18 protein-coding genes and 1 other RNA gene are annotated in these 21,199 nt (G+C 57.8%); 15 read left to right on the top strand and 4 right to left on the bottom strand.

The genetic code is table 11. The annotated features are described in order from the left end of the window. The first annotated feature begins 27 nt into the window (after positions 1 to 27). The 12 genes from lldD (at position 28) to ACMGGN_RS18770 (ending at position 15,150) form a co-directional block, all read left to right on the top strand. The gene (gene lldD / locus ACMGGN_RS18715) at positions 28 to 1,173 is read left to right on the top strand and encodes an FMN-dependent L-lactate dehydrogenase LldD (protein ID WP_204919632.1); all 1,146 of its coding nucleotides are present in this window, start codon (positions 28 to 30) and stop codon (positions 1,171 to 1,173) included. A gap of 73 nt (positions 1,174 to 1,246) precedes the next feature. Then, complete coding sequence (locus ACMGGN_RS18720) at positions 1,247 to 4,057, top strand: FAD-binding and (Fe-S)-binding domain-containing protein (protein WP_414156176.1); 2,811 nt, start codon at positions 1,247 to 1,249, stop codon at positions 4,055 to 4,057. Positions 4,058 to 4,597: 540 nt separating this feature from the next. Then, positions 4,598 to 4,867, top strand: coding sequence for a hypothetical protein (locus ACMGGN_RS18725; RefSeq protein ID WP_115273537.1), 270 nt, complete (start codon positions 4,598 to 4,600; stop codon positions 4,865 to 4,867). 4 nt (positions 4,868 to 4,871) lie between these two features. After that, positions 4,872 to 5,120 carry a DUF3077 domain-containing protein gene (locus tag ACMGGN_RS18730; protein WP_161871123.1) on the top strand — a complete coding sequence of 83 codons (249 nt, stop codon included), beginning with the start codon at positions 4,872 to 4,874 and terminating at the stop codon, positions 5,118 to 5,120. 391 nt (positions 5,121 to 5,511) lie between these two features. Further along, on the top strand, positions 5,512 to 5,781 hold the full coding sequence (locus tag ACMGGN_RS18735; protein WP_012312628.1) for a hypothetical protein: 270 nt from the start codon (positions 5,512 to 5,514) through the stop codon (positions 5,779 to 5,781). A gap of 4 nt (positions 5,782 to 5,785) precedes the next feature. Continuing rightward, positions 5,786 to 6,034 (top strand): DUF3077 domain-containing protein, encoded by a 249-nt coding sequence (locus tag ACMGGN_RS18740; protein WP_161871123.1) that lies wholly within the window; start codon positions 5,786 to 5,788, stop codon positions 6,032 to 6,034. Between the two features lie 150 nt (positions 6,035 to 6,184). Next, positions 6,185 to 6,478, top strand: coding sequence for a hypothetical protein (locus tag ACMGGN_RS18745; protein WP_174142461.1), 294 nt, complete (start codon positions 6,185 to 6,187; stop codon positions 6,476 to 6,478). A 99-nt stretch (positions 6,479 to 6,577) separates the two neighbouring features. Further along, positions 6,578 to 6,969: a transfer-messenger RNA gene (gene ssrA, locus ACMGGN_RS18750) on the top strand. Between the two features lie 173 nt (positions 6,970 to 7,142). Next, positions 7,143 to 8,348 carry a tyrosine-type recombinase/integrase gene (locus tag ACMGGN_RS18755; RefSeq protein WP_034061331.1) on the top strand — a complete coding sequence of 402 codons (1,206 nt, stop codon included), beginning with the start codon at positions 7,143 to 7,145 and terminating at the stop codon, positions 8,346 to 8,348. Positions 8,349 to 8,487: 139 nt separating this feature from the next. Beyond that, positions 8,488 to 13,398, top strand: coding sequence for a DEAD/DEAH box helicase (locus ACMGGN_RS18760; protein ID WP_034061328.1), 4,911 nt, complete (start codon positions 8,488 to 8,490; stop codon positions 13,396 to 13,398). A 487-nt stretch (positions 13,399 to 13,885) separates the two neighbouring features. Next, complete coding sequence (locus ACMGGN_RS18765) at positions 13,886 to 14,095, top strand: helix-turn-helix transcriptional regulator (protein WP_225850701.1); 210 nt, start codon at positions 13,886 to 13,888, stop codon at positions 14,093 to 14,095. After that, complete coding sequence (locus ACMGGN_RS18770) at positions 14,095 to 15,150, top strand: AAA family ATPase (protein ID WP_041167256.1); 1,056 nt, start codon at positions 14,095 to 14,097, stop codon at positions 15,148 to 15,150. Before ACMGGN_RS18765 ends, ACMGGN_RS18770 begins: the two co-directional genes overlap by 1 nt. A gap of 144 nt (positions 15,151 to 15,294) precedes the next feature. Here ACMGGN_RS18770 and ACMGGN_RS18775 read toward each other — a convergent pair whose 3' ends face one another. After that, on the bottom strand, positions 15,295 to 16,128 hold the full coding sequence (locus tag ACMGGN_RS18775; RefSeq protein WP_236080904.1) for a hypothetical protein: 834 nt from the start codon (positions 16,126 to 16,128) through the stop codon (positions 15,295 to 15,297). Between the two features lie 128 nt (positions 16,129 to 16,256). Then, entirely contained in the window at positions 16,257 to 16,832 is a 576-nt protein-coding gene (locus ACMGGN_RS18780; protein WP_034061324.1) for a recombinase family protein, read from the bottom strand. 226 nt (positions 16,833 to 17,058) lie between these two features. On the opposite strand from ACMGGN_RS18780, the gene ACMGGN_RS18785 reads away from it, so the two are divergent. Both ACMGGN_RS18785 and ACMGGN_RS18790 read left to right on the top strand, forming a co-directional pair. After that, positions 17,059 to 18,027, top strand: a complete 969-nt coding sequence (locus tag ACMGGN_RS18785) for a hypothetical protein (RefSeq protein WP_034061321.1) — start codon at positions 17,059 to 17,061, stop codon at positions 18,025 to 18,027. 543 nt (positions 18,028 to 18,570) lie between these two features. Then, positions 18,571 to 18,936: a hypothetical protein gene (locus ACMGGN_RS18790; protein ID WP_034061318.1), complete on the top strand. Its 366-nt coding sequence runs from the start codon at positions 18,571 to 18,573 to the stop codon at positions 18,934 to 18,936. A gap of 380 nt (positions 18,937 to 19,316) precedes the next feature. Here ACMGGN_RS18790 and mobI read toward each other — a convergent pair whose 3' ends face one another. Next, positions 19,317 to 19,778 (bottom strand): conjugative transfer protein MobI(A/C), encoded by a 462-nt coding sequence (gene mobI, locus ACMGGN_RS18795; protein WP_034061316.1) that lies wholly within the window; start codon positions 19,776 to 19,778, stop codon positions 19,317 to 19,319. A gap of 444 nt (positions 19,779 to 20,222) precedes the next feature. Between mobI and ACMGGN_RS18800 the strand changes: the two genes are divergently transcribed. Next, positions 20,223 to 20,453: a hypothetical protein gene (locus ACMGGN_RS18800; RefSeq protein ID WP_056791198.1), complete on the top strand. Its 231-nt coding sequence runs from the start codon at positions 20,223 to 20,225 to the stop codon at positions 20,451 to 20,453. On the opposite strand, the gene ACMGGN_RS18805 is transcribed toward ACMGGN_RS18800, so the two are convergent. After that, positions 20,450 to 21,109 carry a TetR/AcrR family transcriptional regulator gene (locus tag ACMGGN_RS18805; RefSeq protein WP_414156177.1) on the bottom strand — a complete coding sequence of 220 codons (660 nt, stop codon included), beginning with the start codon at positions 21,107 to 21,109 and terminating at the stop codon, positions 20,450 to 20,452. The two genes, ACMGGN_RS18800 and ACMGGN_RS18805, sit on opposite strands and share 4 nt — an antisense overlap. Positions 21,110 to 21,199 lie beyond the last annotated feature (90 nt).

The following is a 21,199-nucleotide window of genomic DNA, read 5'->3' on the forward strand; positions in this document are numbered from 1 at the left end:
CTCCTTCAACCCACGCTGCGAGAATCCATGATCATTTCCGCCTCCACCGACTATCGCGCCGCGGCCCAACGCAAGCTGCCCCCCTTCCTCTTCCACTATGCCGACGGCGGCGCGTACGCAGAGCACACCCTGCGCCACAACGTCTCGGACCTGGCCGGCATTGCCCTGCGCCAGCGGGTGCTGAAGAACATGTCCGAGCTGAGCCTGGAAACCCGGCTGTTCGACGAAACCCTGAGCATGCCCGTGGCCCTCGCCCCGGTCGGCCTCACCGGCATGTATGCCCGCCGCGGCGAAGTGCAGGCAGCCCGTGCGGCAGCCGCCCATGGCATCCCCTTCACCATGTCTACCGTGTCGGTCTGCCCGATCGAAGAAGTGGCGCCAGCCATCGACCGGCCGATGTGGTTCCAGCTGTATGTGCTCAAAGACCGCGGCTTCATGCGCAACGCGCTGGAGCGGGCCAAGGCCGCCGGGGTCAGAACCCTGGTGTTCACCGTCGACATGCCGGTGCCAGGCGCCCGTTACCGCGATGCACACTCCGGCATGAGCGGTGCCAACGGGCCAATGCGCCGCGTGTTGCAGGCCATGACCCACCCCGAATGGGCCTGGGACGTTGGCGTGATGGGCCGCCCGCACGACCTGGGCAACATTTCCAAATACCGCGGCAACCCCACCGGCCTTGCCGACTACATCGGCTGGCTGGGTAGCAACTTCGACCCGTCGATTTCCTGGAAGGACCTGGAATGGATCCGCGAGTTCTGGGACGGCCCGATGATTATCAAAGGCATCCTCGACGCCGACGACGCACGTGACGCGGTCAAGTTCGGTGCCGACGGCATCGTCGTCTCCAACCACGGCGGCCGCCAGCTCGACGGCGTGCTGTCCAGCGCCCGTGCGTTGCCAGCGATCGCCGACGCAGTGAAAGGCGACCTGAAAATCCTCGCCGACTCCGGCATCCGCAGCGGCCTCGATGTAGTGCGCATGATCGCCCTGGGCGCAGACACCGTGCTCATCGGTCGCGCCTTCCTCTGGGCCCTGGCCGTGCATGGCCAGGCCGGGGTGAAGAACCTGCTCGAACTGTTCGAAAAGGAAATGCGCGTAGCCATGGTGCTCACGGGCGCCAAGGCGATCAGCGAGATCAGCCGCGACTCGCTGGTACGCGAACTGGGCGCTTGAGCGCCTGCAAAAACACCGCCTGTATGACCGGGCATGCGGCGCGTCAGACGCCGTGGCCCGGTGAGGAGATAGCATGAGCCTGCCCGCCGCATTCCTGCGTGATGCCGAGCGCCTGATACCCGCCGATCGCCGTTTCGACGACGCCACGTCCACCCTGGCCTTCGGCACCGACGCCAGTTTCTACCGACTGATCCCCAAGCTGGTCGTGCGCGTGGAGTCGGAAGACGAAGTGGTCGGGCTGCTGCAACTGGCCCAGCGCGAGCGCGTACCGGTGACCTTCCGCGCCGCGGGCACCAGCCTGTCCGGCCAGGCTATCAGTGACTCGGTGCTGATCGTGCTCGGCGATAACTGGGGCAACAAAGAGATCCGTGGCCAGGGCGAACAGATCCGCCTGCAACCGGGGGTTATCGGCGCCCAGGCCAACGCCTGGCTGGCCCCTTACGGGCGCAAGATCGGCCCGGACCCGGCCTCGATCAATGCCTGCAAGATCGGCGGCATCGTTGCCAACAACGCCAGCGGCATGTGCTGCGGCACCGCGCAGAACACCTACCACACCCTGGCCGGCCTGCGCCTGGTACTGGCTGACGGCACGCGCCTGGACAGCGAAGACCCGGCCAGCGTTGCCGCCTTTGAAAACAGCCACGCCGACCTGCTCGAAGCGCTGGCCCGGCTTGGCCGCGAAACCCGCGCCAACACCGCACTGGCAGACCGCATCCGGCACAAGTACCGGCTGAAGAACACCACCGGCCTGTCGCTCAACGCCCTGGTGGACTACGACAAGCCGCTGGATATCCTCCAGCATTTGCTGGTTGGGTCTGAAGGTACGCTGGGCTTCATCAGCGCCGTCACCTACGACACCGTGCCCGATCACCCGCACAAGGCCAGCGCGCTGCTGGTGTTCCCCAGCGTGGAAAGCTGCTGCCGCGCGGTGACCGTGCTCAAGCGCCAGCCGGTGTCCGCCGTGGAGCTGCTCGACCGCCGCAGCCTGCGTTCGGTGCAAAACATGCCGGGCATGCCGCTGTGGGTAAAAGGCCTGTCGGACAATGCCTGCGCGCTGCTGATCGAGTCCAGGGCCGCCAGCCAGAGCCTACTGCACGAACAACTGCAACAGGTCATGGCCTCTATCGCCGAATACCCGCTGGAACAGAAAGTCGCCTTCAGCGAAGACCCGGCGGTGTACAACCAGCTGTGGAAGATCCGCAAGGACACCTTCCCCGCCGTCGGCGCCGTGCGCCAGACCGGCACCACGGTGATCATCGAAGACGTCACCTTCCCCGTCGAGCAACTGGCCGAAGGCGTCAACCGCCTGATCCAGCTGTTCGACAAGCACCACTACGACGAAGCGATCATTTTCGGCCATGCGCTGGAGGGCAACCTGCACTTTGTCTTCACCCAGGGCTTCAACAGCGCACAGGAAGTCGCGCGCTACCAGGCCTTCATGGATGACGTGGCGCAACTGGTGGCCGTGGAGTTCGGCGGCTCGCTCAAGGCCGAGCACGGCACCGGCCGCAACATGGCGCCGTTCGTGGAGCTGGAGTGGGGGCATGACGCCTATCAGCTGATGTGGACGCTCAAGCGCCTGCTCGACCCCAACGGCATCCTCAACCCCGACGTAGTGTTGAGCGAAGACCCGGACATTCACCTGAAAAACCTCAAGCCCCTGCCCGCCGCCGACGAGATCGTCGACAAATGCATCGAGTGCGGCTTCTGCGAGCCGGTCTGCCCCTCCAAAGGCCTGACCCTCAGCCCACGCCAGCGCATCGTCATGTGGCGTGACATTCAGGCGAAAAAACGCGCCGGCATCGATACCCGCGCACTGCTGCAGACTTACCAGTACCAAGGCATCGACACCTGCGCCGCCACCGGCCTGTGCGCCCAGCGCTGCCCGGTGGGCATCAATACCGGCGAGCTGGTGAAGAAGTTGCGCAGCCAGGCCGCCGAGCATGCAAAGACCGCCGACTGGCTGGCCGAGCACTTCCCTACTGCACTGGGTGGCGCCCGCCTGACCCTGACCGCCGCCAACACCGCCCGCAAGCTGCTCGGCGCCCCGCGCCTGGGCCGCCTGAGTGCCTCGTTGAGCAAGGCCAGCAAAGGCCGCCTGCCGCAATGGTCCCCCGCCATGCCGCAGCCGTTGCGCAGCATCGATTTCGGCCCGGCGAGCAACGATGCCCGGCCACGGGTGGTGTACCTGGCGGCTTGCGTGTCACGAGTGATGGGCCCGGCCTATGCCGACCGCGAGCAAAGCTCACTAATGGACAAGACCCGCGCCCTGCTGGAGAAGGCCGGTTACCAGGTGGTGTTCCCCGGCAACGCCGACAGCCTGTGCTGCGGGCAGCCGTTCGCGTCCAAAGGCTACCCCGAGCAAGCGGAGCACAAGCGCCAGGAGCTGATCAACGCGCTGCTGCACGCCAGCCGCGGCGGCCTCGACCCCATCTACTGCGACACCAGCCCCTGCACCCTGCGCCTGGTGCAGGACCTGGGCGACACCCGCCTGGACCTCTACGACCCGGTGCGCTTCATCCGCACCCACCTGCTGGACAAGCTGGAGTTCACCCCGCAAAACGAGCCGGTGGCGGTGCACGTGACCTGCAGCACCCAGCACCTGGGTGAAAGCCAGGCGCTGATCGACCTGGCACGGCGCTGCAGCACGCAAGTGGTGATCCCGGAAGGGATTCACTGTTGCGGGTTTGCCGGTGACAAGGGCTTTACCACACCAGAGCTCAATGCCCACTCACTGCGCAGCCTGAAGGACGCAGTGCAGTATTGCAGTGAAGGGATTTCCACCAGCCGGACCTGTGAGATCGGGCTGTCCAGCCACAGCGGGATCGATTACCACGGGTTGGTTTACCTGGTGGATCGCGTCACCCGCCCGCGTACCCTCTGATCTGTCCTCGATTCGCCGGCAAGCGCTACCCCCGGTGGTAGCAACTGTCTTGCTCAACCTCTAAAAGCTGGCGCGATCCCTGTGGGAGCGCGCAGTTCTTCAGGCCTGCGCTTTACCTGTGGAAGCAACCGTCTTGCCCAATTTCTAAAAGCCGGCGCAATCCATGTGGGAGCTGGCTTGCCGGCGATCGAGGGCGCAGCCCTCGCCTACCCCCTCCACCCGTAAGACATTTCCTAACCTGCAACCAAATGCTTCTGGATTAAATGCTTTGGGAATTATCCTACGACCGCCGCTGCCGTTTCGCTGTTGTTGCTCACAACCATCAGGGCTAACTTCCCTGGGTCGTCATCTTTGACGATTTGGGTGTGAGAGCCCGCAAACTTCGGCAGTACTGCTATGGCAGCCGCAACGCGGGCAGGCTTCGGCCTGGCTGGCTTATGCCGATCTTTGCCGGTCTCTCACCCCGCGTTCGGCTGCCACCTTATTCTGTGAGAGGAAGACGAAGGGCAGCTCAAATCCAGCCACGATCGGATCTGCACCATGAAGAAAATCGTACCCGACCCACCCCGCTCCAAACTTCTCACCAACCCTTACTTCTCCATCCACAGCGACATGCCCCCTCCAGACGCCCTTGCCCACGCCAGCGAACTGCTGCGCGGCGTCGCCGAAACCATCGACGAACACTGCCGCACCCACGCCGGCGAACCGGGCCTGAGCATGCTCAGCAACGCCGAGCATGCCTGCGAGACGTCCAGAGCCCTGATCGAGCATGCCTTGACTGGCCTCTACAACGCGCAAAGGCAGAGGTGACTCAATGAATGACGCGTTGAAAAACCTCACCACAGCCGGCAGTGAAACCTTCGACCTGTTTCGCCTGCAACCGGGCGTGCCTTTCGAGCACGCCTTCAGCCAGCTATCAGTACTGCTCGGTTGCATCCGCCACCTCACCACCGAAGCCGAAATGGAACACGACCGCCAGGCCGGCAGCGCGGCGCGCATCCTGAGCGAGATGGCCAAGGCGCTGATCGACGACATCGAGCTTGGGCTGAACAAGTCCCACTGATGCCACCCGGGCCGCGCTGCGGCCCAATTGCCGGCGATCGAGGGCACAGCCCTCACCTAAGCCCTCCACCCGTAAGACATTTCCTAACCTGCAACCAAATGCTTCTGGATTAAATGCTTTGGGATTTATCCTACGACCGCCGCTGCCGTTTCGCTGTTGTTGCTCACAACCATCAGGGCTAACTTCCCTGGGTCGTTTTCGAACGACAGGGTGTGAGAACCCCGTAAACATGACAGCAGCCTCGTAATGGCGGCCCTGCGTGGGCAGACCTCGGTCTGGCCGGATTTCCCATGTTTACCGGTTTCTCACCCCACGCATGGCTGCCACCCAATCCCGTGAGAAAGGATCGCGTAGGCAGCTCCTGTTGAGTAATCAAACTGGGATCTGCACCATGAAGAAAATCGTACCCGACCCACCCCGCTCCAAACTTCTCACCAACCCTTACTTCTCCATCCACACCGACATGCCCCCTCCAGATGCCCTGGCCCACGCCAGCGAACTGCTGCGCGGCGTCGCCGAAACCATCGACGAACACTGCCGCACCCACGCCGGCGAGCCGGGCCTGAGCATGCTCAGCAACGCCGAGCATGCCTGCGAGACGTCCAGAGCCCTGATCGAGCATGCCTTGACTGGCCTCTACAACGCGCAAAGGCAGAGGTGATTCAATGAATGACGCGTTGAAAAACCTCACCACAGCCGGCAGTGAAACCTTCGACCTGTTTCGCCTGCAACCGGGCGTGCCTTTCGAGCACGCCTTCAGCCAGCTATCAGTACTGCTCGGTTGCATCCGCCACCTCACCACCGAAGCCGAAATGGAACACGACCGCCAGGCCGGCAGCGCGGCGCGCATCCTGAGCGAGATGGCCAAGGCGCTGATCGACGACATCGAGCTTGGGCTGAACAAATCCCACTGATGCCACCCGGGCCGCGCTGCGGCCCAATCAGCGGCAACACCCCGCCGCACACCATCATGTCGCCAAGCCAGCACCCCGATTGAACCCTCGGCAAACCCCAACAGTCCACCCTTACAGGCCCACCTTCCAGAGGCCTTCAAGGAGACACCCATGAAAGGTACCGCGCTTTCGGCCCTCTTCGCGGCCGCTACCCTCCTGGCTTCACCGGTGTTCGCTGCTGACGACCTGTGCACTATCAACCTGCAGAAGATCGACGACCAGATGGCCACCGCCGGCGCCACCTCCGAAGGCCTGGACAAGGCCATCACCGAACACGTCGACAAGGCCAAGGCTGCGCAGGCGTCGGGCGACACCAAAGAATGCATCGCCATTTCCACCAAAGTGCTCGAACGCCTGGAAAAAACCGACAAGGGCAGCGGCTCAGCCGGTGGCAGCGGTAGCTAAGCTTTGAGCGGGCGGCAAGAAGCGGCTGTCGACGCCGCCCGCGCAAAGGCGTATACTCAGCAGCACGTGCCGAAAGGTACGTCAGCTAGAGCTGAGTGTGGGGCCGATTAGGATTCGACGCCGGTAGCGAAACTCTAGGTGCATGCCGAGTTGGTAACAGAACTCGTAAATCCACTGTTGCAACTTTCTATAGTTGCCAATGACGAAAACTACGAGGGTTACGCTCTCGCTGCGTAAGCAGCTGAGCCCGCTCTCCTGGTAGCTTCGGCTCCAGCAATCATCAGGGGATGCCTGTAAACCCGAAATGATTGTCATACAGAACAGGATCGTCGTGTAGCACGTTGGGGGCAAAGCGACTAAAACTTACCCAACTCGTCCAAAGCACCCTGCCCGTCGGGCGGCTGCGGATTAACTCAATAGACACGGCTAAGCATGTAGTACCGACAGCGGAGTACTGGCGGACGGGGGTTCAAATCCCCCCGGCTCCACCAATTTGTCTTCCCAGGAAGGCCCAGAAAAGCCGTAAAGCCTAGAGAAATCAAAGCTTTACGGCTTTTTTATTGCCCACGTTTTCCCACCTAATCCCAGGGCATCCCACGGTTGACGGGGGCATATATGGGGGCATAAAACGCTCATCAGCTCGCTCGGAGAGGATGTGCCCCCAATGCCTTTGAAAGACACCAACTGCCGCAACGCCAAGCCCCAGGACAAGCCATATCGTCTGTATGACGAACAGGGTTTGTACCTTGAAGTTCAGCCCAACGGAGGCCGTTACTGGCGCTTGAAGTACCGATTTTTGGGAAAGGAAAAGCGGCTGGCTCTTGGTGTTTACCCCGAGGTCGGTTTGCAGGATGCTCGGCGCAAGCGTGATGACGCGCGTGTTCAGCTTGCCGGCGGCCAAGACCCTTCTCTGCAAAGACGTATGGCCAAGGTGGTCAGCCAGCTCGATCACCAGCACACCTTTGAGTCCGTTGCTAAGCAATGGCTCACCATTCGCGAATCATCCTGGGATCCGGAGTACACCCGCACGGTGCGGCAGCGCCTTGAGCTCAATGCCTTCCCCTGGCTGGGAAAACTCCCGATCAGCAGCATCAGCACGCCCATGCTGGTCGAAAACCTCCAGCGCATCATCAAGCGCGGTGCTCGCGAGACGGCGCGTCGTGTAGCCCAAATCTACAAACAGATTTTCGAGTTCGCCGAAGCTGCCGGAATCACCCCACCCAACCAGATTGGTAACCTCTCTCGTACGCTCCCAGCCAAGCGGGTGAAACACTTTGCCGCCGTGACCGATCCTGAAAAGCTCGGCGCACTGCTCAAAGCACTGGATAGCTACACGGGAACACTGCCTGTTTGTTGTGCCCTCAAATTGGCCCCGTTGCTGTTCTGCCGGCCCGGTGACCTGCGCCACATGGAGTGGTCGGAGGTCAATCTGGATGCGGGCGAGTGGTTGATTCCCGGCCACAAGATGAAAGGGCTCACTGCCACCAAACAGGATCGGCCGGATCATTTGGTTCCTCTCAGCCAACAAGCAGTCGCGGTTCTGCGCGAGCTGAAACCACTCACCGGCAGACATCGGTACGCCTTCCCCTCGGCACGAGGAGGCGACCGGCCGATGTCCAACAATGCCGTACTCAGTGCGTTACGCCGCATGGACATCAGCGGCGACGAAATGACCGGGCACGGCTTTCGTGCGACAGCGAGAACCATAGGTGCTGAGGTGCTGGGGTTTCGCCCAGATCTCCTGGAGCATCAGCTTGCTCACACGGTAAAAAATCCGCTGGGACGCGCATACGATCGAACCACCTTCTTGCCGGAGCGCCGGGAAATGATGCAGACATGGGCAGACTATTTGGACTCGATAAAAAACTGAATGCGCCCCATACACTCAGCCGGCACCCTTGAAGTCGGTACAAGCACCATCGCTTCGCATCAGTACGGGCTGAATTGCTAAACTACGTGGATTTGGCGTCTGCAATGCGCCACGCGTAGTTCAAAAGGAATTCCTGCCGATGTCAGCCTTATCAGCTTTGCTCAATACCTACCGCAGCGCTTCTGTCACCGAGCGAGAAAAAGGCACCTACTTCGAAGAGCTGATCTGTACCTACCTGCGTAATGAAGCCACCTACCGCGACCTATACGACAAAGTGTGGACGTATGCCGAATGGGCGAAGGAACAAGGTCTCAGTGGCAAGGATGCGGGCATCGACCTAGTCGCGCGCACCCAGGGAATTGGCGAGTACCACGCCATCCAGTGCAAGCTGTACGCCGAAGACTACAAAGTCCAGAAGAAGGATATCGACAGCTTCTTTACCGCATCCGGCAAGGCACCGTTCTCGCATCGCATCATCGTGGCCACCACGAACAACTGGAGCGAGCACGCCGAAGATGCTTTGCAAGGGCAGCAGCTTTCGATCAACAAGATCGACCTGCAAGCCCTAGAAGAAAGCCAGATCGACTGGACTAGGTATCAGCCCCACGAAAAACCGATACTGAAAGCAAAAAAATCACTTGAGGACGAGAAATATCAGCACCAGAAAACCGCGCTGAATGCTGTTGCAGCAGGCCTCAAAAATGCCGAGCGTGGCAAGCTGATCATGGCCTGCGGTACGGGCAAAACCTTCACCAGCTTGAAGATTGCCGAGCGTCTGGCCGGTAAGGGCAAGCGTGTGCTGTTCCTGGTGCCCAGTCTCTCGCTGCTGTCGCAGACCCTCACCGAGTGGACGCAAGAAAGTGAAACCCCGCTCCACAGCTTCGCCGTGTGCTCCGACAGCGATGTAGGCAAGAAGCGCAAGGCCGATGAGGATACCCCGCAGGTCTTTGCTCACGAACTGCGCTACCCGGCCACCACCAAGGCGGATCGCCTCGCGGCGGAAATGCTTAAGCGCCACGATGCCGAGCACATGAGCGTTGTGTTCTCCACCTATCACTCCATCGATGTAATCAGCCGCGCCCAGCACGAGTACGACCTGGCAGCATTCGACCTAGTGATCTGCGACGAAGCGCACCGGACAACAGGCGCAACCTTCGACGATGATGACGAAAGCAGCTTCGTGCGCATCCATGACGCCGACTACATCCGCTCCGCTAAACGCCTGTACATGACCGCCACGCCGCGCATCTACGGTGACAACGCCAAGCTCAAGGCCGAGTCCGGCGAAGTCACCCTGTGCTCGATGGATGACGAAGCGCTGTACGGCAAAGAGTTGTTCGTCATCAACTTTTCCGAGGCCGTTCAGCGAGGTCTGCTCACCGACTACAAGGTGTTGGTACTCACCGTCGAGGAAAGCACCATCAGCCGCCGCCTTCAGGACATGCTGAAGGACGAGAACAACCAGCTCAAGGTAGACGACGCCGCCAAGATCGTCGGTTGCTGGAAGGCGCTGGCCAAGCAGGGACTGGCGGAAAATCTGGTGGGTGATGATCAACCCATGAAGCGCGCTGTAGCTTTCTGCCAGGTGATCTCGCCCAACTATAAAGGCACCAAGCATAAGGTCAGCTCGATCAACATCGCGAGCATGTTCCAGTCGGTGGTGGAGGCTTATCAGGAGTCAGAAAACATTGATGAGGCCTCCCGCATCATATGCGAAGCCGCACACGTCGATGGCGGCATGAATGCCAGTGCCAAGGAAACCAAGCTCAACTGGCTCAAGGAAGAACCGCCAGCCAACACCTGCCGCATACTCAGCAACGTGCGCTGCCTGTCTGAAGGTGTGGACGTGCCGGCGCTGGATGCCGTGCTCTTCCTCACCCCGCGTAATTCCCAGGTGGACGTGGTGCAGTCCGTTGGCCGGGTAATGCGCAACGCACCGGGCAAGAAGCGTGGCTATGTGGTGCTGCCGGTGGTTATTCCTGCCGGTATGGAGCCCCACGAAGCGCTCAACGACAACCAGACCTATAAGGTGGTCTGGCAGGTGCTTCAGGCACTGCGCTCGCACGACGACAGCTTCGACGCCATGGTCAACAAGCTCGATCTGATCGGCTCTGACCCGCGCAAGATGGAAGTCATCGCCATCACCGACAAGGCCGATAAAAAGGCCAGGAAAGCTAGCGGCACCAGCAACGGCCAGGCAGGCAAAGGCCAGTACGGCATTGGTGAGAAACGCGCTAAGTACGATGTCGAAGGCCAGATGACCCAGCAGGCCGAGCTGGCCTATGAGGTGGGGGAAATCGAGAAGGCCATCTACGCCAAGATCGTCGACAAGTGCGGCAACCGCCACCACTGGGAAGACTGGGCCAACGACATCGCCAAGATCGCCCGCACCCATATCGACCGTATCCAAGGCATTTTGGAGAACCCTGAATACATCAAGGAGAGAGCGACTTTCGAGGCTTTCGCCGCTGAGCTGCGCGATGATCTCAACGACAGTATCAGCGATGGCGAGATCATCGAAATGCTTGCCCAGCATCTGGTAACCAAGCCAGTGTTCGATGCGCTGTTCGAGGAATACAGCTTCGCCAGCCACAACCCCATGTCCAAGGCAATGCAAGGCGTGCTGGACGCGCTCCATGAGCATCACCTGGCCAAGGAAGCCGACACACTGGAAAAGTTCTACTCCAGCGTTCGTCAACGCGCTGCCGGCATCGACAACGCCCAAGGCAAGCAGAAGATCATCGTCGAGCTGTATGACAAATTCTTTGCCAATGCTTTCCCTAAGCTGCGTGACAAGCTGGGTATCGTTTACACCCCGGTTCAGGTAGTGGACTTCATCCTCCATAGTGTCAACCACCTTCTGCAACAGGAGTTCGGCCAAACTCTCGGCAGCAAGGGCGTCCATATCATCGATCCCTTTACTGGCACCGGTACCTTTATCACCCGGTTGATCCAGTCGGGCTTGATCAAGCCGGAAGAACTGTCGCACAAGTTCAAGCATGAGATCCATGCCAACGAGCTGGTACTGCTGGCCTATTACATCGCCGCCATCAATATCGAGGCAGCCTATCACGGTCAAGTAATTGACGAGTACACACCGTTCGAAGGCATTTGCCTGACCGACACCTTCCAGATGTATGAGAAGGATGACCTGGTAGACGCACTGCTTGAGGACAACAGCGCTCGACGCAAACGGCAGAAAAACTTGGATATTCGAGTGATTGTGGGAAATCCACCATACTCCATAGGACAAGGCAGCCAGAACGACAACAACCAGAACGTAAGCTACCCCGCATTGGATCGGCGAATTGAGGAAACTTACGCGGCGCATTCTGAGGCCACTCTGTCAAGGGGACTCTACGATAGCTACATACGCTCTATTCGCTGGGCCAGTGACCGTATCGGCAATGCTGGGATCATTGGCTTTGTTACCAACGCTGGATTCTTGGACGCCGCCTCGCAGGACGGGATGCGCAAATGCTTGGCGGATGAGTTTTCCAGCCTCTATGTGTTCCACCTGCGCGGCAACCAGCGCACCAGTGGCGAAACCTCTCGCAAAGAAGGAGGCAAGATATTCGGCAGTGGTAGCCGGGCACCTATCGCCATTTCGCTATTGGTTAAGAATCCCAACGCACATGCTCAGGGCCAGATTTTTTTTCACGACATTGGCGATTATCTGAGTCGAGATGAAAAGCTTGAGAAAATAGCTGACTACGCCAGCGTGACCGGTATCGAGCAATGGCAGCGGATTATCCCGGACGAGCATGGCGATTGGCTAAAGCAGCGCGACAACAGTTTTGGTCAGTTCATCGCGACCGGCGACAAAAAGAATAGTGACATCAAGCTGTTCGACAGTTTCTCTCTTGGCGTTGTAACGGCACGCGATGCTTGGGCCTACAACGCCAGCCGGATGAAGCTAGAGGTCAACATGAGCAGTATGATCCACTTCTATAACGCTGAAGTGGCTCGCTTTGATGCAGCGCATAAAGGACTGGACACAAAAGCTAGACAGGAACAGGTCAACAACTTTATTAGCGTCGACCCGGCACACATCAGTTGGTCTCGCGCCTTGAAGCAGAACCTTGGAAAGGGGCGCACGTATACGTTTGAAAGTGAATGCTTGGTGACAGGGTTGTATCGACCATTCACTAAACAGTGGATGTATTTCAATCGTGCTTTTAACGAGATGGTGCTACAGATCCCGCGCCTCTTCCCCAATCCCAGCGCGGAAAACTTGGTGATCGGCGTTTCAGCCTCTGGCGAGAAAGTGGCCTTCAGCGCGTTGATTTCACGTCATGTACCGAGCCTTCACTTCGTTGATATTGAAGGCTCGCAATGCTTTCCCCTCTACCTTTACGACGAAGCCGACCAAGCCTCAGATAATGACCTCTTTGCAGAACCAGTTGAAAGTGGGTTGCGCCGCCGCGATGCGATAACGGACGCAGGCCTTGCACACTTCCATACGGCCTACCCCGGCGAGGTGATCAGCAAGGAAGACCTGTTCTACTACGTCTACGGTATCCTACATTCGCCTGATTACCGCGAGCGCTACGCAGACAACCTGAGCAAGGAGCTGCCACGCATTCCAGCAGTTAAGAAAAGCGCCGACTTCTGGACTTTCAGTAAGGCGGGCCGCGCCTTAGCCGACCTTCACCTGAACTACGAAACTGTCGAGCCATATCCACTGACCATAGAGTCCAAGGGCACACTCTCCGCCGCGGACTACCGAGTGGAGAAGATGAAGTTCGCCAAGAAGGGCGACAAAACCACTGTCATCTACAACCACCGCATCACCCTCAAGGACGTTCCTGAAGCGGCCTGGGATTACGTGGTCAACGGCAAGGCAGCACTGGACTGGGTGATGGAGCGTCAAGCGGTGCGCACCGACAAGGCCAGCGGTATCGTCAACGACGCCAACGACTGGGCCAGTGAAACCATGGGCAACCCAAAGTACCCACTGGAGCTGTTCCAGCGCGTGGTCACCGTGAGCTTGGAAACCCAGAAAATCGTCAAGGGATTGCCCAAACTCGATATAGGTACAGATGACTAGTTGAGTCCGATAAAACGCTGAGCACTCAGTCAACTATTGCCTTGGTTGGGCCTCCCTTTCCCAGCCAAGGCAGAGCACCTGCTGATTGCCAGCCCGGCACTCTCATGTTAAATAGTGTTCGTCCCAAGCGATCCATATCGATCCGCAACGGTCCGCCACGTCGCCCTGGTAACGATGTTAAAAACTTTCGCCTCGTTCGCATCCGCTGAACGGGCCGCATCAGCTGCCATTGGTTGAGTTGCGTATCTGGCCAGGACACTCTCAGTCCGTTCTGCCACTAGAAGCCTTAGGGCCCTAGAACTTCTGTAGCCCACAACGACCTCCGACGCTACCGAACATCAATCTCGGAAACGCGCATATACCTATGCGTGTGGCAAATGCCCCTGCTCGCTATATAGCCAGCCGATATCCGTCTTTTACCCTTTTTAGCAGTAGTGCCGGAGGACGCTGCCCCACGCTTCAGAACCTAGGACTCAAACCTATGGCAATGCACGTTAGCAACTCTGACGACGTCAGCGACGATGACAAAATTCTTCGTTTGCGCGATGTCGAGGCAATCGTCGGCCTAAAACGTTCAACGATCTATCGGAAAATTTCGGAAGGCCTTTTCCCGCGACAGCGCCTTTTGTGCGGCTCCAGCGTCGGTTGGCGTAATAGCGAAGTCCAGGCTTGGATTCGGCAAAGGGAGGCGCTGTAATGCAGCGCCGAACACCTCAACAACCGGGCTGGATGATAGAACTCACAGCAGCGGTCGATATTCCAGCGGAAAAAATCCAGTGGATTTGGCCAGGCTGGCTGCCAAAGGCAAAGTTATCCATTCTTGCCGGCGCAGGTGGATGCGGCAAAACCACGCTGGCAATCTCGCTGGCCGCCACGCTCAGCAGAGGTGGTGACTGGCCAGACGGCAGCAAATGTGAGGCAGCAGGCAACATCGTAATCTGGAGCGGCGAGGATGGTATCGCTGACACGATCATTCCCCGCCTTACGGCTGCAGATGCAGACCTAACCCGCGTGCACATAATCGAAGGGCTAAGTGATCAGCGCGGGAACAGGCGACAGTTTGATCCTGCAGCCAACTTTGCCCTTTTGAATGAGGCAGCCGCACGTATTGACGGCGTTTCATTGCTGATTTTCGATCCACTGATCAATCTTATTCGTGGGGATATGCACCGAGCAAACGAGGTTCGGCAAGGGCTACAAATGGTAGTGGATTTTGCAGAGCGGCATTGTTGCGCTGTCCTCGGCATATCTCACCTGAGCAAAGGTACGGCCCAGTCCTCCGCCGCTAATCGTGTAATCGGCAGCCAGGCATTCTCCGCGCTCGCTCGCACTGTACTGGTGGCAGAGAAGGATCAAAATTCAGAAGCCAGGGTGCTTGTCCGAGCCAAGTCCAACGTTTCGATTGATAACGGAGGAATCGAGTATTTCGTTGAGCCCATCGTTATAGACGAGCAGTTGGAGACAACCTGCATCCGATGGGGAGAGGCCATCGATGGTAGCGCTGAAGCCATTCTCGCTGCCATCGAGCAAACGGGTGACGCCAGACCCGCATCAGCTACTCAAGAAGCGCGCAGCTTTCTTGAGGAGACGTTGCAAGCTGGGCCTGTTGCAATCAATGCGTTGATGGCTTTAGCTGAAGAACGTTGCATTTCTTCGGCGTCACTTCGCAGAGCCCAGAAACAGCTAGGTATACGTTCACACAAAACAGGTATGCAGGGCGGATGGGCATGGGAGCTTCCCACCGCTCCCTGAAGGCGCTCAACGCACGTCGAAGGTGCTCAATACTCGTGTTGAGCATCTTCGTTTTTATTGAACGCCTTCGACTCGCGAGAGAGTCTGTATGACTGATTCCGCAGATAAAACCCCGGCACGCCAGGCGCACAGGTCGACCACGAACTACTTCCCAATGAAATAGAGATTGCCGTTCTTGTTGTAAATAGCGGCAGGTCGGAAGTCCTTAGGCCAATTCCGTCCAGGATAGTATGCATACATCCATTCGGGCAGGTGACGAGCAATACCCGCCAGCGCATCCATGCCGTCCTTATCAGCTCTGCTAGCGTCAGCAAATAGTTCGCTTGAGGGATCGGTCAGGAAAATCGGACCGTAGGCTTTCTCGGCCGAAATGAATGCTGGCGCAGCGCTCGCCGGAGCGTCGAACGGCGTAGGGTTGCCAGCAGCCAAATCTGCAAGCCTGTCGTATTTCTTGCCTGATCCGTCAGCGTACTTAGCCGGCTCATGGCGCAACTTCGAGATTTTTCCACCGAAGTATTTTTCTCTCGCATCAAGCCAGACCGACCCGACCAACGCAGATGCCTCCTTTGGGTTAGACGCGAGTTCCTCAGGCACCCACGCAGCAACCTGGTAGTGATAGACAGGGCCAGCACTGCCACCACCCAGCAAGAACAGCCCCACCCCGAGAGAGGCTGCTCCTGCGCTGCTAAAACCAGTTGGAGGTGATACGTATCCCAAACCTGCCGTCGCCAGACCTCCAGAGCCTCCCGAAGACCCCAGCGCGCTCAAGTTATTTACCTCGTTCCCGACCATTTCCCTTGGAATATCGCGCTGACCATCGATGCGCATGGCTTCCAGAACCAGCATGGCATCGGACCATTTCTCGCGAGGAACATTTTTAGGTTCTGGCAACGTGACCCTCGGGGTACTGGAGCACCCAACTAGCGCAACCAACAGCAAGGTACCAACGCATCCCTTCACAGAAAAATGCACCGACATGAAAACTCCCTATTTTTATTCAGTGGTAGTCCGGCACACGTAGTGCGCCGGAGACATCCGTCACTTGCCTGCCAGGTCATAGCGCCCAAAATTATCTGGGCAACTTCAGCGGAAAATACCACCACCACTTAAACGACCGCAGATGATTTCTGCGAACCGACGTAGCGGTAAAGCGTTGTTCGAGAAACGCCATACCGACGGGCAACATCGGTTACCTGTATCTCAGGATCTCTGAGAAGAGCTCGTATCTCACGTACCTGACGATCATCCAGCGCAGGCTTGCGTCCACCGTTTCTCCCACGGGCACGAGCCGCAGCCAGCCCTGCACGAGTTCGCTCTCGAATGAGATTGCGCTCGAACTCCGCCAGGGCAGCGAACACGTGAAAGATCAGCTTACCGGCAGCGCTGGTAGTTTCGATTCGTTCGGTCATGGATTCGAAGGCCACCCCTTCCCGCTCCAAGCTACTGACAATCCCAACCAAGTCAGGCAGAGAACGACCGAGGCGGTCCAGTCGCCAGACAACCAGAGTGTCACCACTACGCAGAGCTTTTAGGCAATGCCCAAGCTCCGGCCTGTCCGCCGACTTGCCGCTCATGGTCTCCTCGTAGACTGTTGAGCACCCAGCCAAAGCAAGTGCATCTCGCTGCAGGTCGAGGTTCTGATCATCAGTCGACACTCGGGCATACCCAATCCGCTTTCCCATACGTTTTTCTCACACTGATTTCGGTACAGGAAAAGTGACAGGAAAGCGGTAAATCCCAAGTCCAAAAGATCATTTGGAATAGGTGTGCCATAAACGACCGTTTACGGGATGGATGCGCTCGTCAATTTCAGGCGCTGAATGCGACCGAAAACGAAGCCCAGGATATTTTTTCTCGCTCAACATTTCCTTTAGCGGCTCAGCACCTGAGCTGAATGGAGGAATGACCATGAAGCAGAGTTTCCACTCACATTTTGATCGGGACTTGACCAAGGCCGGTTCGGCAATTCTCAGGGAGGCAGTCCGGCGCGGGCTTCTCAGTCAGCACGAGGCCATGATCCACGACCAGCAATGGGCGCAGTTTAGTGCTTATGCCAACGAGTCTCATGAGGTAGACATCTTGGAATTCGTCAATAAAAAATTGGTGAGGGAGTACGGGGAAGAGCTCTATATCCAGACATACCAAGGAAATCTCCCACTGCAAAGCGTGTCGGGCCTGCTTGAGACTGTATATGTAGTGATGGGCTTCGCAACTAATGGGCACTGGAAAGGCGCAGCGGCTAACGTCGGTAGCCGTCTTGGCTTTCCGAGCTATGCACGGATTACCGTACCGCGCAGTCTTGACCGTACTAAGTTTGAAGCCGCGATGGTGGATATTCAGGCTCTCCACTCAGAGCAGCTAGCAACATTAATCAGGTCAGTTCGATACCTCGGCATGTCATTGCTTGAGGCTTTTTTCTTCGACGCAGAAGATGCTCACAAGGACGCCGAAGAAGAAAACATCTTTTATGTATTCAGCAAAGATAAACATGAGCATCGGATCATTAATATCTCTGCCCCTGAGCAAATTATAATTTTGAAGAAGGCCGCGGCATTTCAAAAACTTCAGGGCAGCAGCCACGCGACACCAGCAGCTTGGCGTACATGGAAATTAAAGAACCTACCTGCAGCTCAAGAGCTTTTACTTTCTCACGGACTAAACATTGATGATTGTCGCGCGGCATATGCCTGCGAGCTCTACTGGCGATTGTCTGGTCACCACGCCCCGATTCTTGGGGGCAAAGCTCCCCAAGATGAGGATCTGGAGGCCCGGAATCACGTCGCCTACGAGCTCGGGAATATGCGTATCTGGGAAACTGATGCGTACGTTGGTGCCCGAGCCAACCTGAGGAAGGAAGCCGCCGGTACCAATCGCTAAGCCATCACACAGCAGATTTGGGATTAGATCAGACACCCTTAACCTTGGCAGAGCTCGAATTAAAGGAGTCAGGGTATGGATCGTTTTGAATTGCTTGTATATGCCGTGCTTGCCGTCATCAGTGCGCTGACTATCGCAGGTGTAATTGGCTATATGGTCGCAGCGTACCTGGACAAGAAGCACGGCGACGATTGAGCCTTCAGCGGAACGGCCAGATACCTGCAACGAACTGTCCGCTGCCCCTTGGCAGCGGGCGCTTACCCAAATCCATCGGCAAGGCACCCTACCGCTGCGATACGCAGTATTTTCCCAAGCCTATGAGGTCATGGGATGACTTCGGAAGGGCTGTCAATTTCCGCACCCTAGCGAAAGTGACAGGAGCGCCGAAGCGTTTAGATCAGCAACATGCACGCCCTCCATGTGGCGAGCTAGCTTGCCAAGTACGCTAAAACTCGTGCGCCGACTCGCTGGCAACATCTGATCTTGGGTTTTCCGAAAGCTACCGGAGAGTATCTAGCGACCTCATCTATCCGGAGCACAAGCATGGAATTTCGTCACCTCGGTAACGGGCTGTACTTCCCACCTATTGCGCCCAACGGTCGGGTTTATGCTGTACCTCTTGGGCAGGAAACCCAGGTAGAGATTTTCTGCCTGACACCAGTGGGCATCATGGGCGCGGGCATCAAATCGCGCTGGTCAGAAATCGTTGGTTTTTACTACGACGACGAATCCTGGGAGATCATCCCGCGCAATTACTCGGGACGAGGAATGCGCTTCAGCAGAGGCCTATCCTGCATCACGGTGATAGCAGGCAACGAGGCCCTCACGACCCACATCCAGGGCTACCCCATCCCCATGTGCGTAATGAACCGTATTGCGTTCGAAAAGCAGCGAGGCACTGAGGAGTAGCGCGTCACCGTCGCCACCCGCTACGCGACACGGGTACCAGCTAGGCCGGCACCTACCAAAGATTATTTTATGAAAGTGAAGCCTTTCACTACTAATACAGATCGCAGCTGGGCGGCTGACTTGGTCGTAAGCGTCACTGCTAATAGCAAATACGGCCTCCGCCCCCACCTGCACGGGCCTGCTGGCTGACAGCGAGTAGATTTAGCGCCCTACACTGCTTATAGCCCGTACCCGTCGCCGTCCCTGACCAAGCGCAGCAGTATGTCTCGCCGGAGTTCACTGCTGATACGAGAAAGCCCCGTCAGACCAAGCAGCACGGGGCTTTCGGGTATTTAAGTCGGTTCAGATCCGTTTGGCACTGCTTATAGTGTGCTCAGACTCTACTCCTCCGAGCAGAGGTCGCCATGATCAAGCGCTTGATATCTACACAGCTTTTTCTCATAGGCGACCAACGTCCGACGCAGCTGACGATTCTCACTGGCGATGCTGCGAATCTCAGCCAGACGCTCCTCAACCTGTAAAACGAGGCCGCGGTAAGGGGATTTCACAAACTCAAACGAGGAAGCCGGGTATTTGTGTTTGCCGTTGCCTTTGGGAATAGTCAGGGGCGCGAACTTGTTTTTTTGCCCTTGCAGTGGCACCAGTTTGCACCAGTAGATCGAGTAAGCATTCGGGCTCGTTTGCTTGATTGACACTGCAGCCACGACAGATTTAACCCCGGTCTTTTTGTATATCTTCATGGACGCATCCATATAGCTTGCAGCCAGGTATCTCGCGTCCGCAAGCAGCTGCTCGTACTGCTGATCCAGCAGGGTGACTATCGTTTGTGCTTCTTTACTCATGGCCAAGGCTCTCTTCGCTGTAAGAGCCAAAATGGTGACCGATCGCTGAGCCCCCGGAATTCGATTTCAGACCGTTCTACCGTCGGAAATCTACCGAAAGTGGGTGGACTGGCTCACACTATCAACCTACCTCGCGTCAGATGATCGACGGATGACGACATGTCAGTCGCAGAAAAACATAACGTGCGAAGGATGCACAACAGATGACGACGGCAGCCTTTACCCTGAGCGGATCAAGATCAACATGTTAAAAGCAGATGATAGCGAGCGGGCGTGTATCCCTGCCTAGCTGCAACTGGCCGACTTCTGCCAGTTACGACAGGCAGAAATCGGCCAAAAGCAGCCTTTCGATAATGGCTCTGTACAATTGGACTGATATGGGCTTGCGAGAATCACCCTTGAGCTGCGCATCGCCGCCATTTCGTAGGAGACGCCGAATCGGTTGTGAAATCTCCTCTCGTAGACCTCAAGCCGTTTGCCGATGCGCCCATGATGGTGGGCGGTTATCTGACCACCATCATCGCCGCCATGATCCCGCCCCTGTGGCACAAGCTAATGACACCCAAGGTGTTGGCCTGGGACCGCCACTACGCCAGTGCCGAAGAGCGCGTGCTGGCGCGCGAGGCCAATGCCCGCAGCGGCATTGCGCAACTGATGACAGCAACAGCGCCTTAGCCCGGTTCTGCGCGGAATCTGCGCCCTGCGGCTTCCAGTCCCGCCAGGGCGAAGTGGTACAGGTGCTCGACGGTTTCTTCGCGCGGCAGTGCGCTGATTTCCTGAATAGGGCCGGGAATATTGCGTTGCCCAATCAGTAGCATCAGGCAAGGCGCGACAACGCTAAGCAGGCAGCGCAGCAGGGCAGGGTTGCCCATGGGAATACCGGTGAGCTGCGCGACGAGGCCCAGGATCAGCGACACCTTAATCGGCACCTCCGACTGCATCAGCACCTGCAGGTGCGAGGAGGGCGCAAAAATTTCCGAGGCCAGCACGGTGAGGTGCCAACTGTTGGCGTCGCCCATTGTTTTGGGCACCAGTTGTTCAAACAGGCTTCTAAGTTTTTCCGATGCCGGCAGCTCGCTTTCTGCGATGTGCTGCAATGCGGTCACATCCAGAACGCGGCGGTGCGCTTCCACCAGCACGGCCTGATAGAGCCAGTCGCGTCCGCCGAAGTGGTAATTGATGGAAGCCAGATCCACCTCAGCCTTGGCCGCAATGGCCTTGCTGGTGGTCTCGGCAAAGCCTGCCGTGCCAAACAGCGCCCCTGCCGCCTCCAGAATTCGAGCGCGGGTAACTTCGCCGTCGATACGCGCGGCGCGGGGACTTTTACTCATCTAGCCTTTCCATCAAACAACCCAGGATCCGGTGATAGTGCTTGAGTTTTAGTTTAAATTCAATTTAACCTAGGCTGTCTTTACCTCCCT

Source organism: Pseudomonas sp. BNK-30 (assembly GCF_047456185.1).
In the GTDB taxonomy this organism is placed as follows: domain Bacteria; phylum Pseudomonadota; class Gammaproteobacteria; order Pseudomonadales; family Pseudomonadaceae; genus Aquipseudomonas; species Aquipseudomonas putida_E.